The organism is Acidipropionibacterium jensenii (genome assembly GCF_005890135.1).
Lineage (GTDB): Bacteria > Actinomycetota > Actinomycetes > Propionibacteriales > Propionibacteriaceae > Acidipropionibacterium > Acidipropionibacterium jensenii.
Genome location: NZ_CP040635.1, coordinates 242,094 through 256,845, shown reverse-complemented (window position 1 = coordinate 256,845; position 14,752 = coordinate 242,094). Strand labels below are relative to the sequence as shown.

General features: G+C 70.1%; 14 protein-coding genes and 1 pseudogene. 8 read left to right on the top strand and 7 right to left on the bottom strand.

The features are described from left to right. Positions 1 to 31: 31 nt before the first annotated feature. Entirely contained in the window at positions 32 to 1,081 is a 1,050-nt protein-coding gene (locus FEZ32_RS01205; RefSeq protein WP_138679712.1) for a hypothetical protein, read from the top strand. Positions 1,082 to 1,244: 163 nt separating this feature from the next. Here FEZ32_RS01205 and greA read toward each other — a convergent pair whose 3' ends face one another. Then, positions 1,245 to 1,742 carry a transcription elongation factor GreA gene (greA, locus tag FEZ32_RS01200; RefSeq protein ID WP_028703789.1) on the bottom strand — a complete coding sequence of 166 codons (498 nt, stop codon included), beginning with the start codon at positions 1,740 to 1,742 and terminating at the stop codon, positions 1,245 to 1,247. A gap of 92 nt (positions 1,743 to 1,834) precedes the next feature. After that, positions 1,835 to 2,266, bottom strand: coding sequence for a DUF4307 domain-containing protein (locus tag FEZ32_RS01195; RefSeq protein ID WP_236082451.1), 432 nt, complete (start codon positions 2,264 to 2,266; stop codon positions 1,835 to 1,837). Positions 2,267 to 2,306: 40 nt separating this feature from the next. Here FEZ32_RS01195 and FEZ32_RS01190 point away from each other — a divergent pair, with 40 nt between their 5' ends. Next, positions 2,307 to 2,483, top strand: coding sequence for a hypothetical protein (locus FEZ32_RS01190; protein WP_036982401.1), 177 nt, complete (start codon positions 2,307 to 2,309; stop codon positions 2,481 to 2,483). A gap of 48 nt (positions 2,484 to 2,531) precedes the next feature. After that, on the top strand, positions 2,532 to 4,556 hold the full coding sequence (locus FEZ32_RS01185; protein WP_097799220.1) for a thioredoxin domain-containing protein: 2,025 nt from the start codon (positions 2,532 to 2,534) through the stop codon (positions 4,554 to 4,556). A 48-nt stretch (positions 4,557 to 4,604) separates the two neighbouring features. Here FEZ32_RS01185 and FEZ32_RS01180 read toward each other — a convergent pair whose 3' ends face one another. Next, a complete protein-coding gene (locus FEZ32_RS01180) occupies positions 4,605 to 5,426 on the bottom strand; it encodes an isoprenyl transferase (protein WP_138679710.1) in 822 nt (273 codons plus the stop codon). Positions 5,427 to 5,572: 146 nt separating this feature from the next. On the opposite strand from FEZ32_RS01180, the gene trhA reads away from it, so the two are divergent. From trhA to FEZ32_RS01165, 3 genes are all read left to right on the top strand, one after another. After that, the gene (trhA, locus tag FEZ32_RS01175; protein WP_084149512.1) at positions 5,573 to 6,307 is read left to right on the top strand and encodes a PAQR family membrane homeostasis protein TrhA; all 735 of its coding nucleotides are present in this window, start codon (positions 5,573 to 5,575) and stop codon (positions 6,305 to 6,307) included. 163 nt (positions 6,308 to 6,470) lie between these two features. Next, complete coding sequence (locus tag FEZ32_RS01170; RefSeq protein ID WP_097799217.1) at positions 6,471 to 7,835, top strand: PhoH family protein; 1,365 nt, start codon at positions 6,471 to 6,473, stop codon at positions 7,833 to 7,835. An 82-nt stretch (positions 7,836 to 7,917) separates the two neighbouring features. Next, positions 7,918 to 8,436, top strand: a complete 519-nt coding sequence (locus FEZ32_RS01165) for a DUF4245 domain-containing protein (RefSeq protein WP_236082650.1) — start codon at positions 7,918 to 7,920, stop codon at positions 8,434 to 8,436. Positions 8,437 to 8,446: 10 nt separating this feature from the next. On the opposite strand, the gene FEZ32_RS01160 is transcribed toward FEZ32_RS01165, so the two are convergent. Both FEZ32_RS01160 and xseA read right to left on the bottom strand, forming a co-directional pair. After that, complete coding sequence (locus FEZ32_RS01160) at positions 8,447 to 8,641, bottom strand: exodeoxyribonuclease VII small subunit (protein ID WP_236082649.1); 195 nt, start codon at positions 8,639 to 8,641, stop codon at positions 8,447 to 8,449. 86 nt (positions 8,642 to 8,727) lie between these two features. Then, positions 8,728 to 9,972 carry an exodeoxyribonuclease VII large subunit gene (gene xseA, locus FEZ32_RS01155; RefSeq protein WP_138679708.1) on the bottom strand — a complete coding sequence of 415 codons (1,245 nt, stop codon included), beginning with the start codon at positions 9,970 to 9,972 and terminating at the stop codon, positions 8,728 to 8,730. A gap of 67 nt (positions 9,973 to 10,039) precedes the next feature. On the opposite strand from xseA, the gene FEZ32_RS01150 reads away from it, so the two are divergent. Next, on the top strand, positions 10,040 to 11,011 hold the full coding sequence (locus tag FEZ32_RS01150; RefSeq protein ID WP_097799213.1) for a 4-hydroxy-3-methylbut-2-enyl diphosphate reductase: 972 nt from the start codon (positions 10,040 to 10,042) through the stop codon (positions 11,009 to 11,011). Positions 11,012 to 11,198: 187 nt separating this feature from the next. On the opposite strand, the pseudogene FEZ32_RS01145 reads toward FEZ32_RS01150, so the two are convergent. After that, positions 11,199 to 12,401: pseudogene (locus tag FEZ32_RS01145) on the bottom strand (DNA recombination protein RmuC); the annotation flags it as partial. Positions 12,402 to 12,511: 110 nt separating this feature from the next. On the opposite strand from FEZ32_RS01145, the gene FEZ32_RS01140 reads away from it, so the two are divergent. Continuing rightward, positions 12,512 to 13,831, top strand: coding sequence for a M18 family aminopeptidase (locus FEZ32_RS01140; protein ID WP_138679707.1), 1,320 nt, complete (start codon positions 12,512 to 12,514; stop codon positions 13,829 to 13,831). On the opposite strand, the gene FEZ32_RS01135 is transcribed toward FEZ32_RS01140, so the two are convergent. Next, positions 13,832 to 14,734, bottom strand: a complete 903-nt coding sequence (locus tag FEZ32_RS01135) for a VOC family protein (RefSeq protein WP_138679706.1) — start codon at positions 14,732 to 14,734, stop codon at positions 13,832 to 13,834. Positions 14,735 to 14,752: the final 18 nt, after the last annotated feature.

Below are 14,752 nucleotides of genomic sequence, written 5' to 3'. Positions count from 1 at the left end.
CCGGCCCGTCCGAGCCCATACAGTGGGTGCCATGAGTCCGACTCCAGACCTGTCCTCGATCCTCGACGATCTCGCCGCCGGCCGCATCGATGCAGCCGAGGCGACCCGCCGCATCGAGGCCGCCAGCCGGGGCGCGGCCCAGCAGCCCGCAGACGCAGACGCAGACCGGGACGGCGCCGGGCCGACCGGGCCCGCCGCAGAGACCAACCGACCCGACGAGTCCGGCCAGGGTCGGGCGGAGGAGCCCCCGACCGGTCCCCATCAGGCCCACGACGCCCCCGGTCAGTCACGACACGGGCTCTTCGACGAGCCCTGGAACCGGGTGCCGCCGGAGGCCCGTGAGGGCCTCAGATCAGCCTGGCAGCGCGTCACAGGAGTGGCCGAGCAGGTCGCCGACGCCGCCTCCGGATCCCGCGGGAGCGCCGGTCCCGGTGGCCCCGGCCCCGACCCGTCGGGTCAGGTGAGCCAGGTCCGGGTGCGCTGTGTGGGGCGCCGGGTGACGATCATCGGGGACCCGGCAACCCCAGGCGTGAAGGTCGAGGGGGAGCACATCCGACGTCGGGTCGGCGAGGCTGTCGAGATCTCCGCCAAGGGACACATCGGACCGGACCTGTCGGGGCTGCTGAAGTTCAGGCTCCCCAAGGGCACCGAGGACCTCAAGGACCTCGGCCTGGGACCCGAACTCGTCATCCGGATGCACCCCGACCTGGGGCTCGACATCGAGCTGTCGGGCGGTGCGCTGAGACTGTTGGGAGTTCCGGTGGTCGACTCCGTGAGGGTCACCGCCGGGGCCGCCGACATCGCCGACGTGCACCGGATCGAGGACGCCCTCTTCCAGGTCGGCGGGGCCACCGTCACCGGTCCGGTCGACCAGGGACGGTCCCGGATCCGGGTGGAGTCGGGAAACCTGTCGGTCAGGCTCACCGGGGATGCCAATGTGGCTGTGCGCGCCGACACCCAGACCAGCGTCGTCTCCTGGCCCGACGGCGGGTCCGAGGTCGACGAGTACGTGGTCGGCAACGGGGCGGCCCGGCTGGACCTGTCCGCGGTGATGGGAAGGATCTCGGTCCGGCTGGTCTGACCCCGGCCTGACCCTGGCCTGTGCCGGCTCGCACCAGGTGGGAGCACCCGGTGCCGGGCCGCCCAGCGGCGTCGGCGAATCGGCCACGAACCGACCATGAACCGTTGCGGCCCGCCGCGCCCCTGGGGCGCTGCGGGCCGCAACATCGAGAAGAGCCGGCAGGTCAGGCGGAGACGCTGACCACAGTGACCTTGATCGCCTTGCCGGAGGGGGCCTGGTAGCTGGTCGACTCGCCGGGACGCAGACCGACCACCGCACCGCCCAGCGGCGACTGGGGGGAGTAGACCGGCGTGTCGACCGACTTGTCGACATTCATCATCTCGCGCGATCCCAGCAGGAAGGTCTCGGTGTCGGAGGAGTCTCCGAAGTAGTAGACCGTCACCTTCGACCCGGGGGCGACCTTGTCGGAGGCGGTCGGGCGCTCCCCGACCTGGGCGTGCCGCAGCATCTGGTCGAGCTGGAGGATTCGCGCCTCCGCCTGCCCCTGTTCATCACGGGCGGCGTGGTATCCGCCGTTCTCCGAGAGGTCACCCTCGGAGCGGGCTTCGGCGATCTTGTTGCTGATCTTCGTGCGACCTTCACCCTTGAGGTACTCGAGCTCCTTGGTGAGCTTGTCGAATGCCTCTTGGGTGAGCCACACGGTGTCTTGGGACTCAGGCATTCCCCAATGATATCGCTGTGGCCGCCGTCCCAGAGCACGACCGCTCCTGCAGGGGCGCCCCGACCCGGCCGGACCCGGCGTCGACGCCGTGGCTAGCGATTCGCCTGACAGTTCTCCAACTGGGCGGTGACAGCGCGGGAGAAGGTCTTCACCGAGGTGGTGACACGGACGTCCTCGGCGGTCCCGGGCCCGATCACCAGCTGCTTCTCGCCGACCCGCTGAGAGTCGTGCGAGGTGGCGTAGACCGTGCAGGATCCGGTGTCGGAGGGAGTGCCCCGGTGGATCTCGAGGGTGACGTCGACCCGGAAGTCGCTGACCACCTGGTAGCCGAACACCTGGACGCGGACCGGATCGGCGGAGGCGTGAAGGCCCGCCCAGACGGTCCAGGCCAGCACCAGTCCGGCCAGCACCACGACCGCCACGAGCCAGAGCCGACGGCCCGGGCGCGGCGGATAGCGTCGGGCGATGCGCTCCCGGTCCTCCGCGCTCACCGGGTCATCGGGTCCCTGCTCAGACTGACTCACCCCGTCATTGTGCCGTACCGCCCGTTGATAAGGTCCAGTCATGCTTGTAGCGATGATCGGCAGCGGCACCCAGAATCTCATCGTGTTCTGCGTGCTGGTGGCATTCGGGATCCTCGCCTGGTTCAGCCTGCGCCGCAACATCCGCCGGATCGATTTCGACGAGACCCCCTCGGGCCCGGCGCTGAAGAAGCGTCACGACGACGAGACGAAGGCCTGACAGACCTGATTTGTCCGAGGGTGGTCGCTGCGCCGTAGGCTGGCCGGCATGCCCAATCACCTTGCGGACTCGGCCAGCCCCTACCTGCTCCAGCACGCCGGAAACCCGGTGGACTGGTACCCCTGGGGAACCGAGGCGTTCGAGGAGGCGGCCCGTAGAGACCTGCCCCTGATGGTCAGCGTCGGATACTCCTCGTGCCACTGGTGCCACGTGATGGCGCTGGAGTCGTTCTCCGACCCGGAGATCGCCGAGGTCATCAACACCTACTTCATCGCGGTCAAGGTGGACCGGGAGGAGATGCCCGAGGTCGACTCCTCACTGATGCAGGCCACCCTGGCGCTGACCGGCTCGGGCGGCTGGCCCAACACCGTCTTCTGCACCCCCGAGGGGGAGCCCTTCTTCGCCGGCACCTACTTCCCACCGGTGGCCAGAGGCGGCCAGCCCGGACTGGTCGACGTCGTCGGCGCCCTGGGGCAGGCCTGGCAACAGCGTCGCGGCGAGGTCGTCGAGCAGGCCGGCATCATCGCCGAGCAGCTTCGCCAGGGCGCCGAGCCTCCGGCCGCAACCGCACCCGTGCCACCGGCCCAGGACCTGCTGGACGCGGTGGGGGCCGACTACGACATCGTCAACGGCGGCTTCGGCGGACCGGTCAAGTTCCCCAGCCCCACCCTCATCGACGCCCTGCTGGTCAAGGGGGACCCCACCAGCCTCGACATGGCCCAGAACACCTGCGAGCACCTGGTGCGAGGCGGCATCTTCGACCAGGTGGGCGGCGGTTTTCACCGGTACAGCACCGACTCGCAGTGGGTTGTCCCGCACTTCGAGAAGATGCTCGACGGCAACGCCCTGCTGCTGGGCACGATGGCCCGCTGCTGGCGTCGCACCGCCGACCACGACCCGGACCGCCGCGAGCTCTACTCCCACGCTGCCCGGCGCACGGTGAGCTGGCTGGAACGGGAGATGACCACCGACGACGGCCTGCTGGCCGCCTCCCTGGACGCCGACTCCGACGATCTGGCCGGCCACAGCCACGAGGGCATGTACTACCTGTGGAATCCCGACCTGCTGGTCGACGCCCTGGGCGCCGAGGAGGCCGACTGGCTGCGACCGCTGGTCCACATCGACGCGGCCGGCAACTTCGAGAACGGCCTGTCCACCCTCCAGATGCGGGGAAGAGTGGACTGGAAGCGGATCAACACCGACCTGGACAAGCTGCTGGCACTGCGCCAGGTGCGCCCGGCACCGGACCGCGACGACAAGGTGATCACCGCCTGGAACGCGATGGCGATCGACTCCCTGGTCGAGGCCGGGATGATCCTGCGCGAGTGGACCTGGGTGAGCCTGGCGGCAGACCTGGCGGAGCGGCTGTGGGCCGCCCACTGGGCGGGCAGGACCCCCCTTCGCACCTCCCTGCACGGCGTCCCCGGCGCCCCCGCGGTGGCCGAGGACCACGCGCACCTGGCGCTGGCCCTGGCCGGTCTGGCCGGCGCCACCGGCCGGGGAGTCTGGCTGGACCGGGCCGTGGAGGTGGCACAGCGGGCGGTGGAGAGGTTCTCCGCCGACGACGGATCCTTCCTGGACGCCGAGCCCTCCGCACTGGTTGCGGTGCCCTCCCGCCAGCTCACCGACGACGCCTGCCCATCGGTGACGGCGACGATGGTCAAGGCGCTGAGGAGGGTCGGTCTGATGGCCGAGCGCCAGGATCTGCTGGATCGCGCCGACCGGGCCTCGGCGGTGCTGGCACCGGTGGTCGCCCAGAATCCCCGGTTCGCCGGATGGGCGCTGGCCGACCACCTCATCCGCGACGACGCCCGTCGCGGACTGAAGCCGGCGACCGTGGTGGTGGTCGAGGAGGACGAGGTGCCCGGCGACCTGGCCTCGGCGGCCTGGCGGATGGCCCCTGCCGGGTCGGCCCTGGTGCGCGGGAAGGCCGGCACCAGCGGCTTCGGCAGCTGGTTCCAGGACCGCACCGACTCGACCGGACCGACCGCCTATGTGTGCCGGGGCACGGTCTGTCTCGAACCCGTGACCGACTTCCTGGAGCTCAAGGACCCGCTGTGGCGCAGGGTGTGAGCGCCTGACGCGGCATATCTGCCGGGCGGGTCGGCCGGGTCGGGCGGGTCACCGGCCGTACCGGCGCTCCCGCTGGGAGAAGGAGCGCAGCGCTCGCAGGAAGTCGACCTTGCGGAAGTCTGGCCACAGCGCCTCGCAGAAGTAGAACTCGGAGTGGGCGCTCTGCCACATCAGGAACCCGGAGAGTCGCTGCTCCCCGGAGGTGCGGATGATGAGGTCGGGGTCGGGCTGTCCGCGGGTGTAGAGGTGCTTGGCGATCTGGTCGATCTCCAGGGTCTGGGACAACTCGGTCAGCGAGGTGCCCTTGCCGGCCTCTTCGGCGAGCAGCTCCCGGACGGCGTCGCGCAGCTCGTGGCGACCGCCGTAGGCGATCGCCACGTTGATGTGCATGGTGTGGTGCTCGACCGTGCGCTGGCAGGCGTCGGTGAGGACCCGGGTCATCTCGTCGGGGAGCAGGTTGAGATCGCCGACCACCTGGACCCGCCAGCTCGGATTGCCGCTCAGCGCGACGACGAGGTCCTCGATGACCTTCAGCAGGGAGCTCAGCTCCCCGGTCTCGGCGCGCTGCAGATTGTCGGTCGACAGCACCCACAGGGTGACGATCGGGATGCCGACCTCGTCGCACCAGGCGCAGAAGTGCTTGAGCTTGCGGGCACCGGCGCGATAGCCGGTGACCAGCGGCTGTCCCGGTGCGTTGAGGCGGGCCCACCGGCGGTTCCCGTCGGCCAGAACGGCGACGTGCTCGGGCAGCCGCGAGCGGTCCAACTGGTCGAGCAGCCTGGCTTCGTAGGTGCTGTAGAGCAGGCCGGAGGGATGGAGGCGGTCGGCCAGCTCTCCCACCCTCCTGCTGCGGTGGTCGGATCTGCTCATGACGTCAGCCTATTGCGTCGCGGCCATCAGGTCGGCCGGGGACGGCCCGACGGCGTCCACCGCTCGGGCCGGGGTGTTGACAGTCGGCGCAGCGAGATAACCTACGGTTCGGTAGGTTTTTGCTTCGGCGAGGACGGGATGATGCCATGAGAGATACCACCAGCAACAGCGGTTCGACGGGTGCGCCCTCCATTGACCGGGCGCCGGCGGTCGGGCCCAAGGGTCCCGATGATCTGGTCGGGGTGCCGGCCGAGGACACGCCGCCCCGCCTGCGGGGCTGGATCCACACCGTGATGGCGCCACTGATCCTGCTCTGCGGACTCGGCCTCATCGTCGCCGGGGACTCCTGGCAGACGCGCCTGGCGGTGGCCGTGTGGATCTGCACCGGGGTCGAGCTGTTCGGGAACTCGGCGGTCTACCACCGGGTCCGCTGGTCCCCCCGGGTCAAGGCGGTGCTGCGCCGGATCGACCACACCAACATCGCGGTCTTCATCGCCGGCACCTACACCCCGCTGGCCGTCTCGATGCTCACCGGGACCTCCCGGGTGGTGCTTCTGGCGGTCATCTGGGGGGCCGCCGTCATCGACGTCACCTTCCGATGGTTGTGGATCGACGCCCCCCGGTGGCTCTACACCGGCCTGTACATCGTGATGGGCTGGGGTGCGCTGTGGTGGCTGCCGCAGTTCTGGCACGCCGGCGGACCGGCCGTGGTCATCCTCGTACTGGTCGGCGGGGTGGCCTACTCGGCGGGCGCGGTGAGTTACGCGCTGAAGAAGCCCAATCCCTCACCGACCTGGTTCGGCTTCCACGAGGTCTTCCACGCCGGGACCGCTATCGGCGCCATCTGCCACGCGATCGCCATCGGCCTGGTGGTGATCTGAACCCTGCGCCGGTTCGGTCCCCTGGCACGGTCCGGGTCGGTGTCCGGGGGCCGGTGTTGCCCCGGCACGGCAGATCGTCGGTAGCCTGTGGGCAGGGAACCGGTCCAGGCGCCCTCGCGGCGGCCTCGTTCTCGGAGCGGTTCGATCGTCACGGGAGGTCGCTGTGCCCACTCGTCCGAATGCGCCGGATCGGCCGCATGCCGTCATCGTCGCCCCTGTGGAGGGTCGGCGCACCTATGTGGTCGACACCTCGGTGCTGCTGTCCGACCCGAGGGCGCTCCTCAACTTCGCCGAGCACCAGGTCGTGCTCCCGATCGTGGTCATCACCGAGCTGGAGGCCAAGCGGGACCACCCGGACCTCGGATACTTCGCCAGGGCGGCCCTGCGGCTGCTCGACAGTCTGACCCTCGAGCACGGCGGGCTCAATCACCCGGCCCCGCTCAACGACGAGGGCGGCACCCTGATGGTCGAGCTCGACCACTCCGATCCCGAGTGCCTCCCCGACGGGCTTCGGCTGGGGGACAACGACACCCGGATACTGGCGGTGGCCGCCAACTACCGGCACGCCGGTCATCACGTGGTCCTGGTGAGCAAGGACCTGCCGCTGCGGATCAAGGCCTCGGCGATCGGTCTGGAGGCCGAGGAGTACCGCCACGAGCAGGCCTCCGACGTCGGCTGGACCGGGATGACGACCGTGGAGGTCACCTCCCAGACCATCGGCCGGCTCTACGAGCAGGGCTCGGTGGCACTCGACGGGTCCGACGGGACTCCGCGCGCCGAGGACATCGCGGTGCACTCCGGACTGGTGATGGAGGGTCCCGGCGGCAGCGCCCTGGCGCGACTGCGACCCGACGGGAGGGCCCATCTCATCAACACCGACCTGGAGGTCTTCGGCATCCATGGACGCTCGGCGGAGCAGCGGGTGGCTCTGGACCTGCTGGTCGACCCGGAGGTCGGCATCGTCTCGCTCGGTGGCCGGGCCGGCACCGGCAAGTCGGCGCTGGCTCTGTGTGCGGGTCTGGACGCCGTCCTGGAGCGGGAGATGTACCGGAAGGTGATGGTCTTCCGGCCGCTGTACCCGGTGGGCGGTCAGGAACTCGGCTACCTGCCAGGTTCCGAGGGGGAGAAGATGGCCCCCTGGGGTCAGGCGGTGATCGACACCCTCAGCTCGGTGACGAACTCCTATGTCATCGACGAGGTCACCGAGCGGGGGATGCTGGAGGTGCTTCCCCTCACCCACATCCGGGGACGGTCCCTGCACGACGCCTTCGTCATCGTCGACGAGGCCCAGTCCCTGGAGCGCAACGTGCTGCTCACCGTGCTCTCGCGGATCGGGCAGAACTCGCGGGTGGTGCTCACCCACGACGTCGCCCAGCGCGACAACCTGAGGGTGGGCCGCCATGACGGGGTCGCCGCCGTCGTCGAGAGGCTGCGCGGCAATCCGCTGTTCGGCCATGTCACGCTGACCCGCTCGGAACGCTCCCCGATCGCCGCCCTGGTGACCCAGATGCTCGAGGACATGGTCTAGGCGATCGGAGCCGTCGGGCCGAGAATCTGGGAACATGGTCGCCGTGGCATCACATGGCAACTCCAAGGCGACCGGACGCGACATGGTCATCTCCCTGGCCGTCCTGCTGGTCCCCGTCCTCCTGATCGTCTGGTTCTTCACCAGGACCCCCGACGCACCGCAGGTCGACCCGGTGGACTGGCAGCCGATCCTCGCCCAGGCGCGCCAGAAGGCGGGATACCCGGTGCTCGCCCCCTCGACCCCGCCGGCCGGCTGGAAGCCGGTCAAGGCCCGCTTCGTCGAACGTGGCGGGCAGTGGGTGGGCGACACCGTCGCCAGTGGCAATCGCTGGGAACTGGGGTTCCTCAGCACCGACCAGATCTACATCGGGGTGAACCAGTCCGACGAGCCGTCCACCAGCGCATTCCTCGACTCGGTCACCCGGTCGGGACGGCCCGATGGGATGGTGGTCGTCGAGGGGCACCCCTGGGAGAAGAGGATCAGTGACGACGGGCGCACCCGCTCCCTGGTGCGCCCGGAGGGCCGCTCGACGGCCGCTGTCGTCGGGGACGCGGACTACCCGGTGCTCCAGGGCTACGCCAGCCTGCTGACCAGCTCGTGACCGGCCGGGGTCAGGAGCCCTCGGGGCCCGACTGATGGCGCGCCTGGTCGATCCGTGACCGGGCGCCGTCCAGCCAGGTCTGGCAGATGGCCGCCAGCTTCTCCCCGCGCTCCCACAGGGCCATCGTGTCGGCGAGGCTGGTGCCTCCTGACTCGAGGCGCCGGACCACCTCGACCAGTTCGTCGCGGGCCTGCTCGTAGCCGATCTCCGGTTCGCCGGTGGTCTGGTCATCGACTGCCTGGGCGGTGGTGGCCTGGGCGGCAGGGGTCTGATCGGTGGGGTTCTGGGATGTCATGACTGCTCCTCGGCGGGGGTGCGTGATTCGGTGGGGGTGGCGGACTCGACAAGGAGGCCGAGTTGGCCGTCGGCCAGGTAGGCCATCAGCCGGCCGCCGGTGGCCACCTGTTCGACCGAGCTCACCGAGTCTCCGTGATCGTCGGCCAGGGCGGCGTAGCCGCGGTCGAGGGTGGCCTTCGGTGACATCGCCCGGATCTGGGTCAGGTACTGGTCGATCTGGTGGGTGCAGGCGTCCAGTCCGTGCTCGGCGGCCATCCGGAGCCGGGAGACCGTCGTCGACAGGCGTTCGGCGGCGATGTCCAGGGTGGCGGTGGGGTCGACCATCACGGGTCGGGACCGCAACCCCTCCAGCCTGGTCTGCTCGGTGGCGACCAGGGTGGCGACCGACTGCCTGATCCGCGTCCGGCACTCGGCGACCAGGGCGGCCTCCTCGGCGACATCGGGGACGATGCGCTTGCCGGCGTCGGTGGGGGTCGAGGCGCGCAGATCGGCCACCAGATCCAGGATCGGGTTGTCGCGCTCGTGCCCGATCGCGGAGACCACCGGCGTGCGGGCGGCGAAGACGGCGCGGATGAGCACCTCGTCGGAGAACGGCAGGAGATCCTCCAGGGACCCTCCGCCGCGGGCGATGACGATGACGTCGACGCCGGGGTCTGCGTCCAGCTCGGCCAGGGCGGCCAGGATCTGTTCGACGGCGCGGGGCCCCTGGACCAGGGTGTTGCGCACCACGAACCGCACCGCCGGCCAACGCAGACCGGCGTTGCGGATCACATCGCGCTCGGCATCGGAGTGGGTGCCGGTGATCAGCCCGATGCCGGCCGGCAGCAGCGGCAGGGGCTTGTGAAGGCTGGTGTCGAACAGTCCCTCGGCCTCCAGCAAGCGGCGTCGGCGCTCGAGCTGGGCGAGCAGCTGGCCCTCCCCGGAGGGCCGGATCTGGGAGCACTCGAAGGACAGCCGGCCCGTCTTCGACCAGACGGTCGGCTTCAGCAGGGCGGTGACCGTCATGCCGGTCTCCACGGGGCCGGCGGCGTCCAGCAAGCGACGGTGGCAGGTGGCCGTCACCGAGACCTCCTCGTCGATGTCGCGCAGGGTGAGGAACTGGGTGGGTCCGGAGCGGCGGTTGAGCTCGATGACCTGGGCCTGCACCCAGACCGCGCCGCAGCGCTCCACCCACGCCTTGACGGCACGGACCACCCAGGCCAGGGACTTCGGGTTGTCGGCGTCTGAGGGATCGGGCATGGGCCCCACCGTAGTGGCCGGGTCTGACGACTCTGTGGCTTGGGCCGCGGCGATTACACTGCACCTCATGCCCGATGTGCCCCGCAAGCTCATTCTGGCCGCCCCGCGCGGCTACTGCGCCGGTGTCGACCGGGCCGTGGTGACGGTCGAGAAGGCCCTGGAGGCCTATGGCGCGCCGGTCTACGTGCGCAAGCAGATCGTCCACAACCGCCATGTCGTGGAGGACCTCGAGACCCGCGGAGCGATCTTCGTCGAGGATCTGGACGAGGTTCCCGAGGGCGCTCTGGTGGTCTTCTCCGCCCACGGGGTCTCGCCCGAGGTGACGTCGGAGGCGAAGAGACGCGGTCTGCGCACGATCGACGCGACCTGCCCCCTGGTGACCAAGGTGCACCACGAGGCGCGGCGGTTCGCCACCGAGGACACCCAGATCGTGCTCATCGGCCATGCCGGCCACGAGGAGGTGGAGGGCACCACCGGGGAGGCTCCCGACCACATCACCCTGGTGCAGCGCCCAGAGGATGTCGCCGATCTGGACCTGGACCCCGACCGTCCGGTGTCCTGGCTGAGCCAGACCACCCTGAGCGTCGACGAGACCGCCGAGACCCTCAAGCGGCTGCGCGCGCTGCGCCCCGACCTGATGAACCCGCCGTCCGACGACATCTGCTACGCCACATCCAACCGTCAGTACGCCATCAAGCAGATCGCGGCCCACTGCGACCTGGTGATCGTGGTGGGGTCGCGCAACTCCTCGAACACCGCGCGCCTGGTCGACGTCGCCCTGGAGGCCGGTGCGGGGGCCGCCCACCGGGTCGACGACGCGACCGAGATCGACGACTCCTGGCTGGACGGGGTGGCCACCATCGGGGTGACCAGCGGAGCCTCGGTACCCGAGCAGCTGGTCAAGGGGGTGCTGGCGCTGCTGGAGTCCAGGGGCTGGCCGCCGGCGGTCGAGGAGTCCCTCATCGAGGAGTCGCTGACCTTCGCCCTGCCCCCTCAGCTGCGCCCCAGGCGCAGCAGGTCGGCGCGTACCGGAGCCTGAGTACCCGGGGCCTCCGGTCGCCTCAGGAGGCCCTCTCCTGGCCCCGGCGGGAGGACTCGGGCTCGGGACCGGTCGCTGCGATGGCTGGACGGAGCATCTGCGCATCGGTGTCGGTCGTCCCGGACGCTCGTGTCGCAGAGTCGGAGCCTCGTGTCACGGTGTCGGCCTCCTCGACGGAGGCCAGCGGATCGGTGAGCTCGGGTGCGGTGAGTGGCCGGGTGGCGTCCTGGACGGGGGCCGGTGAGGCCAGCTCGGAGGTGGTCACCCCCATCTCCTCGAACCGGCGGGCACTGACCAGCACCCGGGTCTCCAGGGACCCTACGGCCGAGTTGTAGCTCTTCACCGCGCCGGTCAACGAACGCCCCAGCCGGTCGAGATGGTTCGACAGGGTGGCCAGCCGGTCGTGCAGGTCGCGGCCGAGGGCCGCCACCTCGGCGGCGGACCGGGCGACATCCTGCTGGCGCCAGGCCAGCGCGATGACCTTGAGCATGGGGATCAGCACGGCCGGATCGGCGAGCACGATGTTGCGCCGCGACGCGTACTCGTGGAGGTCGGGCATCTCGTCCAGGGCGGCCTGGAGGAAGGCGTCGCTGGGCAGGAAGAGGATGACGAACTCGGGGGAGTCGGTCTCGGTGCGCCAGTAGGCCTTCGACGACAGGTCATCGATGTGACCGCGCACATTGCGCGCGAAGTGTGCCAGATGGGTGGCCCGCTGGTCCGGGTCGTCGGTGCCGGCGGCGTCCAGGAAGGCCGACAGCGGAGTCTTGGCGTCGACATGGACGCACCGGTCCCCCGCCATCCGGATGGTCATGTCGGGGCGCAGCGGCTGGCCGGTGACACGGGTGGTCGCCTGGACCTCGAAATCGCAGTGCTCCACCATTCCGGCCAGTTCCACCACCCGGCGCAACTGAACCTCTCCCCAGGCGCCCCGCACCTGCGGTTTGCGCAGCGCGGTGACCAGGGATGCGGTCTCCCGGCGCAGGCCCTCCCCGGCGGCATTGACCAGGTCCACCTGCTTGCCCAGCGAGGCGGTCATCGAGGCGCGCTCCCGTTCGACCTCGGCCAGCCGACGCTCCAACTTGTCGAGAGCCTGGGAGACCGGGGTCAGCAGGCGCTGGGTGTCGGTGACGGTGCGCTCGGCGGCCCGGTCGGCGCGCAACTGCTGGAGGTTCAGGGCGTCGGCCGACAGGGACTTGAAGCGGTCCGCCAGCCCGTCGCGATCGGCGGCGGTGATCTCGGCGCGCTGCTCGGCGGCCTGGCACTGCGCCCGGGCGACGTCGGCCCGGGCGCGTTCGGAGGCCACCGACGAGCGGGCGCGCAGCTCGGCCAGGAGCCATCCGATCGCCAGGCCGAGGAGCAGTCCGATCAGCAGCATCACGAGGGACGAAATGGTCATGTCCACAGGGTGCCAGCCGCCACCGACAGTTCTGGGCAGGCAGTCTGGTCGGGCCGGCTGGTCCGGCCGTCCGGGCAGGGGTGGAAATGACAGGCGGTGGTTGAATGACTGACGTGTCAGAACCACTCCTGCCCGAGACCTCCACCACCGCGCCGGCGGCCTGTCAGTTCGCCTCCCACGCCGAGGACGTCATCTCCTTCGTGAAGGCCTCCCCGACCTCCTACCACGCGGCCGCCGAGCTCTCCCGGCGTCTCGACGAGGCCGGATTCACCCGACTGGACGAGAGCGACCCGTGGTCCCAGACCCTCGGACGCCACTACGTGGTGCGCGACGGCGCGGTGGTCGCCTGGCAGACGCCGGACGCCATCAGCGACCGCACCGCCTTCCGGGTGGTCGGCTCGCACACCGACTCGCCCTCCTTCAAGCTCAAGCCCCATGCCACCGTGACCAACCACGGCTGGCAGCAGGTGGGGATGGAGGTCTACGGCGGGGGACTGCTCAACTCCTGGCTGGACCGTGACCTGGGACTGGCTGGACGGCTGGTCACCCGCGACGGCCGCAGCCATCTGGTGCGCACCGGACCGATCCTGCGGATCAGCCAGCTGGCCCCGCATCTGGACCGCAGCGTCAACGACACCCTGCACCTGGACAGGCAGCGCCACCTGATGCCGATCCTGTCGGTCTCGAACCCCGATCTGGACGTCGAGGACCTGCTGTGCGAGGCCGCCGGCATCGACCGGGCCGACCTCGGCTTCCACGACATCCTGGCCTACCCGACCGAGAGCCCGGCGGTGATCGGGCCCCGCGGGGAGTTCCTGGCCAGCTCGCGGATGGACAATCTCTCCTCGGTGCACTCCTCGATCGCCGCAATGGTCGAGGCGGCACCGGGAGACGACATCGCGGTGATGGCCTGCTTCGACCACGAGGAGGTCGGCTCGGCCACCCGCTCGGGGGCCTGCGGGCCCCTCCTGGAGGACATCCTGGTGAGGATCGCCGATGGCCTGGGCCGGGACGGCGACAGCTACCGCGCCATGCTCGCCCGCTCCTCCTGCGTCTCCTCCGACGCCGGGCACGGCGTCCACCCCAACTACGTCGAGAAGTTCGACCCGGCGAACCACCCGCTGCTCAACGGCGGGCCGCTGCTCAAGATCAACGCGAACCAGCGATACGCCACCGACGGTGTGGGGGCCGTGCTGTGGGCCCGCGCCTGCGGGGCCGCCGGGGTCCCGACCCAGGACTTCGTCTCGAACAACTCGGTGCCCTGCGGTTCGACCATCGGACCGCTCACGGCAACTCGTCTGGGCATCCTCACCGTCGACGTCGGCGTCCCGTTGATGTCGATGCACTCCACCCGCGAACTGGCCGGTGTCGCAGACCTCAGCCACCTGTCGGCGGCTCTGAGGGCCTACTGGGCGGGAGCCTGATCAGGACAGGTCGGCGATCACCAGCTTCTTCATGCCCAGAAGCCTGCCGAAGGCCTCCGGCTGGGAGAAGTCGGGCATGTCCTGCGGGACGATCTGCCAACTGACCCCGAACTGGTCCTTGCACCAGCCGCACTGCTCGGCCTCCGGGACCGTCGACAGGACCGCCCAGAGTCGGTCGATCTCGGCCTGGTCGGGGCACAGCGCCACCAGCGAGACCCCCTCGGTGAAGGTGACGTCCTGGGGGACCGCCGAGTCCATCGCCGCGAACCACTGACCGGCCAGGGTGAAGTCGGCGTAGGCGAGGGCCTGCGGGGACGTCTCCTCGGAGGGCAGCTCGCCGAGCTCCGAGTAGCGGGCGATGACCCCGGTGCCGGAGTTCTCGAACAGGCCGGTGTACAGCTCGATGGCCTCGGTCGCCTGCGTCTGGGCGTGGGGAAACATCAACTCGGGGGTGACGAAGGGCCGCGGGTCGCCGTCGGGATTGGTGAGCATCAGCTGCCAGTTGACCCCGTACCGGTCCTCAACCCATCCGTAGTGGGACGAGAAGGGGTAGGAGGACAACTCCATCCCGACCAGCCCGTCGGCGGTGAGGCGCTCCCAGAGCTGGTCGAGGTGTCCCCGGGCGTCCGGGTCCCGGGAGGGATCGAAGTTCAGCAGGAAGGAGATCGACGAGTTGGGCCTGAACTCGCCCCCGGCGTTGATCGCCGAGAAGGTGAGGTCCCCGATCCGGAACTGGATCTCCAGGACGTCGCCGGCGAGGTCCTGCTGGAAGTCCAGCAGGCCCTCGGTCGGGTAGTGGCTGACCGACACCTCGCTGCTGTCGGGGAAGATCTCCAGGTAGTGGTCCACCGCCTCGCGGGCGGTGTGGTTGAACCAGAGGTTCGGGATGATTCGCTGGGGCATGGCCGGACGCTACCCCGC

Bases quoted from the DNA above. Each gene is read 5' to 3' on its own strand.
- FEZ32_RS01205 (WP_138679712.1), top strand. From the start codon at position 32: ATGAGTCCGACTCCAGACCTGTCCTCGATCCTCGACGATCTCGCCGCC.
- greA (WP_028703789.1), bottom strand. From the start codon at position 1,742: ATGCCTGAGTCCCAAGACACCGTGTGGCTCACCCAAGAGGCATTCGAC.
- FEZ32_RS01190 (WP_036982401.1), top strand. From the start codon at position 2,307: ATGCTTGTAGCGATGATCGGCAGCGGCACCCAGAATCTCATCGTGTTC.
- FEZ32_RS01185 (WP_097799220.1), top strand. From the start codon at position 2,532: ATGCCCAATCACCTTGCGGACTCGGCCAGCCCCTACCTGCTCCAGCAC.
- FEZ32_RS01180 (WP_138679710.1), bottom strand. From the start codon at position 5,426: ATGAGCAGATCCGACCACCGCAGCAGGAGGGTGGGAGAGCTGGCCGAC.
- trhA (WP_084149512.1), top strand. From the start codon at position 5,573: ATGAGAGATACCACCAGCAACAGCGGTTCGACGGGTGCGCCCTCCATT.
- FEZ32_RS01165 (WP_236082650.1), top strand. From the start codon at position 7,918: ATGGTCATCTCCCTGGCCGTCCTGCTGGTCCCCGTCCTCCTGATCGTC.
- xseA (WP_138679708.1), bottom strand. From the start codon at position 9,972: ATGCCCGATCCCTCAGACGCCGACAACCCGAAGTCCCTGGCCTGGGTG.
- FEZ32_RS01150 (WP_097799213.1), top strand. From the start codon at position 10,040: ATGCCCGATGTGCCCCGCAAGCTCATTCTGGCCGCCCCGCGCGGCTAC.
- FEZ32_RS01140 (WP_138679707.1), top strand. From the start codon at position 12,512: ATGACTGACGTGTCAGAACCACTCCTGCCCGAGACCTCCACCACCGCG.
- FEZ32_RS01135 (WP_138679706.1), bottom strand. From the start codon at position 14,734: ATGCCCCAGCGAATCATCCCGAACCTCTGGTTCAACCACACCGCCCGC.